The 6,194-nt window shown below is 39.5% G+C and carries 5 protein-coding genes; 3 read left to right on the forward strand and 2 right to left on the reverse strand.

Features of this window, described 5'->3' with window-relative positions; genetic code table 11:
- The first annotated feature begins 575 nt into the window (after window positions 1-575).
- Complete coding sequence (locus QZT26_RS15970) at window positions 576-1,961, forward strand: hypothetical protein (protein ID WP_295103598.1); 1,386 nt, start codon at window positions 576-578, stop codon at window positions 1,959-1,961.
- A gap of 8 nt (window positions 1,962-1,969) precedes the next feature.
- Window positions 1,970-4,009 (forward strand): ammonium transporter, encoded by a 2,040-nt coding sequence (amt, locus tag QZT26_RS15975; RefSeq protein ID WP_099326772.1) that lies wholly within the window; start codon window positions 1,970-1,972, stop codon window positions 4,007-4,009.
- Between the two features lie 346 nt (window positions 4,010-4,355).
- On the opposite strand, the gene QZT26_RS15980 is transcribed toward amt, so the two are convergent.
- Together QZT26_RS15980 and QZT26_RS15985 are read right to left on the reverse strand one after the other, a co-directional pair.
- Window positions 4,356-4,556 (reverse strand): hypothetical protein, encoded by a 201-nt coding sequence (locus QZT26_RS15980; protein WP_157820741.1) that lies wholly within the window; start codon window positions 4,554-4,556, stop codon window positions 4,356-4,358.
- Window positions 4,557-4,814: 258 nt separating this feature from the next.
- The gene (locus QZT26_RS15985) at window positions 4,815-4,991 is read right to left on the reverse strand and encodes a hypothetical protein (protein ID WP_230405831.1); all 177 of its coding nucleotides are present in this window, start codon (window positions 4,989-4,991) and stop codon (window positions 4,815-4,817) included.
- On the opposite strand from QZT26_RS15985, the gene QZT26_RS15990 reads away from it, so the two are divergent.
- Window positions 4,966-5,928: an O-antigen ligase family protein gene (locus tag QZT26_RS15990; protein ID WP_230405798.1), complete on the forward strand. Its 963-nt coding sequence runs from the start codon at window positions 4,966-4,968 to the stop codon at window positions 5,926-5,928. The genes QZT26_RS15985 and QZT26_RS15990 overlap by 26 nt on opposite strands.
- Window positions 5,929-6,194 lie beyond the last annotated feature (266 nt).

The raw sequence follows: 6,194 nt of genomic DNA on the forward strand, positions 1-6,194 counted from the left end.
CCAAAAGGTATCAGCTTGTCATTGCAAGAGGCTCCGCTTGTCATTGCGAGGGTCTTTTCCGAAGCAATCAGTATACTACGAGATATTTCGTGACGTAAGAAACGCCATATCGCAGGAGAAACAAATTAAGGGTGGCGCAAGGGCTAAAAAATAGAATTAATTAATGGAATGAATGCAGGATGGAAGGCTCTCTATGACGGTTTATGAGATTGCTTCGGAAAAGACCCTCGCAATGACAAGCTGATACCTTTATAATGAAAAAATAAGTCACCAGTCATTATGTTTCATTTGCAACACCCGGAAACGATGAAAATAGTTTTATAGCCATATCATATTGCGGTACCTGTACTTAAACTATTTTTTGTAGTCTTATTTTCGAGTCAGCTAAAATATTACCAATTACGATTTACAAGGTACGATTTAAATCCCAAATTGTAAATCACAATATCCCTGTTTTGTATTTGTAATTTGCGCTGCTAATAGAAGGCGGGATTGAGAGTATAAAACATTCGGAATTATTCAAAAAACTGAATTGTTATCGATGGAATCATTGCGTAATGAAAGGAGAACAACCCATGGATGGGAGGCCAAGACCCTTTATTCGAATGCTTATTGCATGTCTCTTTTTTTTTGTCGCAACGACACTTTACCTCTTGTTGCCGCGTTATTGGCACGACATCCCTGAAATAATCAAGCATCTGCTTCTGGTTTTTAGTGCTATAATGTGTATTCATATAATGGAATATACATTTTTTTGGTGGGAAATATTTGGACACATGAAGAATATTATACAGGAAACTTTGCAGCCAACAAATCATCTCATTAATGAAAACAAGAACTCGCTGGAAAAATTTTTACATACCACCAATCAGCTTATCGGTAAAGCTGCCGCCTGCGGACTTATAGATATATATAATTCCCGCAAAGGCGTCAAAAGAGATGTTTACGATTCCATTAAAAATGCAAAAAAGAGACTATGGCTTCTTGGCATTGCGCACTCGGAGATCATACCCTTCGAGGAATTGATTTTTTCTTTTAATGAAAAAATATCCGATGGTATTGACGGCAAAATACTTTTGCTTGACGCACATCATACTCAGGTGGTTTTCAGAACGTTTATGGAAAGCCCCCCTTCAGAAATCGCCAGAATTATTAATACTGACCGGTCAAAAATACCGGCATTTGAACCTTTCTTCCACCAGGGGATATACAGCGACTTTGCACATGCCTGCGACATGCTCAGAAACTACCCGAAGGTAAGAGATACTGCCAGATTTTATGTGCATACCCCCAACTGCTGGCTTATAATTATCGATGATACGGCATATTTTCAGCCGTATTCGTCTGGCAAAGACCCTGACAGGTTGCGGGCAAATGCCGTCAGCGGGTCTCATATGCCTGTTTTTAAATTTCACCTTCTTTCTGATGCAACGCCATTTAAAATACTGGAAGACCATTTCCTGAAGTTATGGATGACATCAAATATCGATTTATTTCATGTAGAGGCAAGGATTGCCGACCATGACCGCATACTGAAAGATATATTTAATAACCATTCCTGGTTGTTTAAACAATTGTACGGAATACTCAAACTGTCGAAGGACAAAAATAATACAATATTTGACCGGCGTAAGTTTCCCCGCCTGTCGTGGAAATGGGATCCATTGCCATCATTACATTTTTTTCTGGAAGAGAGTAAAAAAACTATTACAATAACCGGCATTTGTGATTACTCCCGTGAAGGCCTTTCGCTGCAAACAGACAACATCTCCGGGCTTGGCGTTGGGCAAATTATCAGGTTGCAGGGCACCGCCCCCGCAGCTCCTTATGAAGCAAATTATGTAATCGATCATTTTCTGAAAATTCTATGCTTTACCATCGTGCGTATCACCAATGAATTGCTGCCTTTCATCGGTGTTCAGGCAATTTGCAATGGTAATGAAAAGAATACACCGAAGTAAAATAATTTATGGAAAACATACAAATAAATATTAACCATTTGTGGGTGATTATGGCGGCCTGCATGGTATTCCTGATGCAGTTGGGTTTTACCTCTTACGAAACCGGATTTTCCCAGTCCAAAAATGCCATCAGTATTGCATTGAGAAATCTCGTAGATACCCTTATCTCATCACTCGTTTTTTTCAGTGTGGGCTTTGGGTTCATGTTTGGCAAAAGCTACATGGGATTGATCGGAATAGATCTTTTCTTCGCAAATGATTTGGCATTGCATCCCAATACGTTATCGTATTCATTCTTTTTTTTCCAAATGGTCTTTGCATCCACAGCCGCCACAATATTAACAGGCGCCATAGCAGAACGCTCCGGTTTTATTCCCAATATAGCAGGTACCGCATTTATTGTTGCCATTATCTATCCAATCTTCGGGCACTGGGCATGGGGCAATCTCTTTTCCCCCGATCAAACCGGCTGGTTAAAAGAATTGGGTTTTATTGATTTTGCAGGTGCAACGGTAGTACATTCCATCGGCGGCTGGTTTGCCATGGCGGCGGCTATAATGGTAGGGCCAAGAATAGACAAATACAATCCTGACGGATCTTCTAACCGGATTGGGTTACATAATGTACCACTAGCCACATTAGGCACTTTTTTTCTGTGGTTTGGTTGGTTTGGTTTTAACGGCGGAAGTCTTTTGAGAGTGAGCGCAAATATCGGATTGGTAATCCTGAATACGAACATGGCCGCCGCCTCTGCCGGGGTTTCCGCCCTCATATTTATTTATGCAACAAGAAAAAGGATCGAAGCAGGAAGTCTCTTCACTGCGATACTTGCCGGATTAGTTGCCATAACGGCAAGTTCAAATATGGTTACCCCAGTCAGCGCAGTAGCTATCGGCCTCATTACCGGCATACTGGCAATCATTGCAGAAGGTTTTATTGAAAAGACTTTGAAAATCGACGACCCCGTAAGCGCCATTGCCGTGCACGGAGTCGGCGGGGTAATAGGTACGCTCTGCGTCGCAATATTTGCGCAAAAATCGTATCTTCTTGCGGAAAACGGAAGCAGAATGCATCAGTTAGGCATACAGGCGTTAGGCGTTATCGTCGCCTTTTCGTGGTCATTCGGGCTGGGCATGCTTTTCTTCTTATGCCTAAAGAAAGTAAAGAGATTACGGGTAACCCCTGAAGAAGAAAAGAGAGGACTGAATGTCGCCGAATATGAAGACGTTGCGTCGTGGCTTGATTTTATAAGAATAACACGGCTGCAGGATATAAATACAATACTTGAAAAAAGGGTGCAGGAAAAGACAGCAGACCTTCAAATGGCAAATGTTGCTTTAGAAAAGGCAAACAGGCTGAAATCTGAATTCCTGACAACAATGTCACATGAGCTGCGCACTCCTTTAAACGCAATCATTGGATTCGCAGAAGTCTTACGTGACGAAATCGCCGGTTCTCTCAGCAAAGACCAAAAAGAATACGTAACCGATATTCACAGCAGCGGCCATCATCTGCTTGATATGATTAACAACATATTGGACCTTTCAAAAATTGAAACGGGGAAAATGCATCTTCAATACGAGGAATTTTGCATTGAAGATGCAATTAATGACACACTGACAATTATAAACGCATCCGCCAACAATAAAGGAATTTCCGTTCATACAAATATACAGGATAACACGCCACTGCTATCCGCTGACAAAACAAAATTCAGGCAGATTCTTTATAATTTGCTATCAAATGCAGTGAAATTTACCCCTGAAAATGGCAAAATTACTATAAACGTTTTCCAAAAAGACAACTCTCTGCAATTTGAAATAGTTGATACCGGCATTGGTATAAAGCCTGAAGACAAAGAGAAATTATTCGAAGCATTTCACCAGGCAGATGCATCGCTTACAAGAGAATATGAGGGTACAGGGCTTGGATTGCATCTGACAAAACGTCTTGTAGAATTACATGGTGGCAAGATATGGGCAGAAAGTACCTTTGGAAAAGGAAGCACCTTCTTTTTTATCTTGCCCATAAATCCAGTGAACAAGTAAGATATGCGACGCACTACGTTAAAGTTTAAATTCCTTCCCGTATCTTGCGGAGAAAGAAACCGGAAGGAGGCATTATTTCATAACCACCCCTTAATCCCTTCCTTGCATAGGAGAGGAAAGCTCTCTCTGTTCGTACCTTTGACAAAATGATTTGAAATGCTAAGCAAATGCATCTTTTGTATCTCGCATTTCGTGCTTCATAATTGTTGTATATTTTGGATTTGTTTTGAATTTTATGCTTTGTTATTCGGATTTGTTTCGTATTTCGTACCTCGAGTTTCGTATTTTTTATTTCGTGCTTGTTTGGTTCTGGCTATGCCAGCTTAGGTATGACCAATAAATTTAACTATATACTCCTCTTAAGTGTTTTAATTATCACCCCGTTATTCTTTTTGCCATTTACTCCGGAAGACCCTTTTCTGCTTCCCAAAAGAGCAGTTTCTACCTTACTTTCATGCGGTGTAATTATTTTTGTTTTCTTCCCTGCGAACAAATTATTAACGACTTTATCATCTTCACTCTTTTCAGCAACGTTGCTATTACTCACCTGTTTTGCCGTAACTATTCCATACAGTACAAATTATCATGAGGGCTTCGATGAATTAAAAAGATGGGCATGCCTTTTCACTCTTTTCCTTGCGGCTTCACAAATAAGGTGGTCCCGAAATATACTTCTGCCACTGATAAAGATCTGCATGGGAATAAGTTGTTTTATCGCACTATATGCATTGTTAGAGTATTTTGAAATACTCTCCTTCTATCCATGCGGTTTTTCAAAAAAAAGAATATATTCTTTTTTTGGTTATCAAAATATACTGGCGCAATATTTATCCATCATGGTTTTGTGGAGCCTTGGAATCCTGGTAAATTGTTCATCAATTAAAACAAAAATAACGACCATTTCCTGCATATCCATATCCTTGCTAGCCTTGTTTTTTACTTTTTGCAGAGGGGCGATGGTTTCAACTATAATTGGAGGCATATTCTTTTCAGTTTATTATCTCAGCATAAAATTAAAAACCTCGTCTATTTCCCCAATAGTCTCACTATGTTCATCAAAGAAAAGAGTAATCTTTTTTTTGTGCATCATATCGTTTATGTTTGCACTGCCTGTTGCCGCTTTATGGGGAAAAATTCCAATTAAACACAAAAAAACATCACGCCATATTTCAACGATAATCAGCAGAAAAGATAATTTACGTTTTACTCTTTGGAAAGACTCGGCAAAAATGCTGATTCAGGAACCTGTCAGGGGAGTGGGTTTAGGAAATTATTTTATTAAATACCCTCTTTACAAATCGGGAAAATGGAAATGGATGACCATGTATGCACACAACGAATTATTACACATGGTTACAGAAACAGGTATCGTGGGTTTTTGCGGCATTTGCATTTTCCTCTTTGTTATTATAAGGGCTATTTTGCGGAATTTTCTTTTTAAATATACTACTGAAACAAAACTATTATTCCTTGCGCCTGCCGCAGGATGCATTGCTGCGTTGTCTCAATCGATGGTAAGTTACAACCTGCACTCATCTACCTCTTCCGTGTATTTTTTCATCGGACTGGGAATTATTTGCTCAGGGAAATTTGAAGAAACAAAAACCGAAACGCTCTTCTTTAATACTTTGTTTAAAAAAATCCTTGTTATCGTTCCCGTTATTTTTATTTCGATTTGGGGGATGTATGGCGAATACAGGAAAATTATCGGTCATTATTATTACAATAATGCTTTAAACGCATTGATTGAAGAAGACCCTCAGGAGTGCATTGAATATTCTTTAAAGGCGATAGAACTTCAGCCATACAATTCAAAATACCATCGTTTAATAAGCATTGCCTATGAAGATTCAGATCAGCAGGAACTTGCAGAACAACATTATAGAAAAGTCCTGACACTGACACCGAATCATAAATAATGAGTAACAACATGTAATGCATATAAAGACGGCTGACGCCTGCCTATGCGATGCATGCAGACAGGTGCGATCAACTAACAGGCAGGCAATACCAAACCCACAGTGTACCTTTTTTCGTCAAGCAATGAATACCCCCCTACACGGCAACGTCAAAGTCACCCTACGAAAGACGCGGATCAAGAATTTGTGCCAAAAGCTCCCGTCAATAAGTGGAGAAGAAAGTAAAAAACGATAGAATTCCCATATAAATCGGCAGAAATGAGCAA

This window comes from uncultured Candidatus Kuenenia sp., from assembly GCF_900696675.1.
GTDB lineage: Bacteria > Planctomycetota > Brocadiia > Brocadiales > Brocadiaceae > Kuenenia > Kuenenia stuttgartiensis_A.

What these genes read in the sequence shown, in the direction of transcription:
- amt (WP_099326772.1), top strand. Translation starts at nt 1,970, where the DNA reads ATGGAAAACATACAAATAAATATTAACCATTTGTGGGTGATTATGGCG.
- QZT26_RS15990 (WP_230405798.1), top strand. Translation starts at nt 4,966, where the DNA reads ATGGTTTCAACTATAATTGGAGGCATATTCTTTTCAGTTTATTATCTC.
- QZT26_RS15985 (WP_230405831.1), bottom strand. Translation starts at nt 4,991, where the DNA reads ATGCCTCCAATTATAGTTGAAACCATCGCCCCTCTGCAAAAAGTAAAA.
- QZT26_RS15970 (WP_295103598.1), top strand. Translation starts at nt 576, where the DNA reads ATGGATGGGAGGCCAAGACCCTTTATTCGAATGCTTATTGCATGTCTC.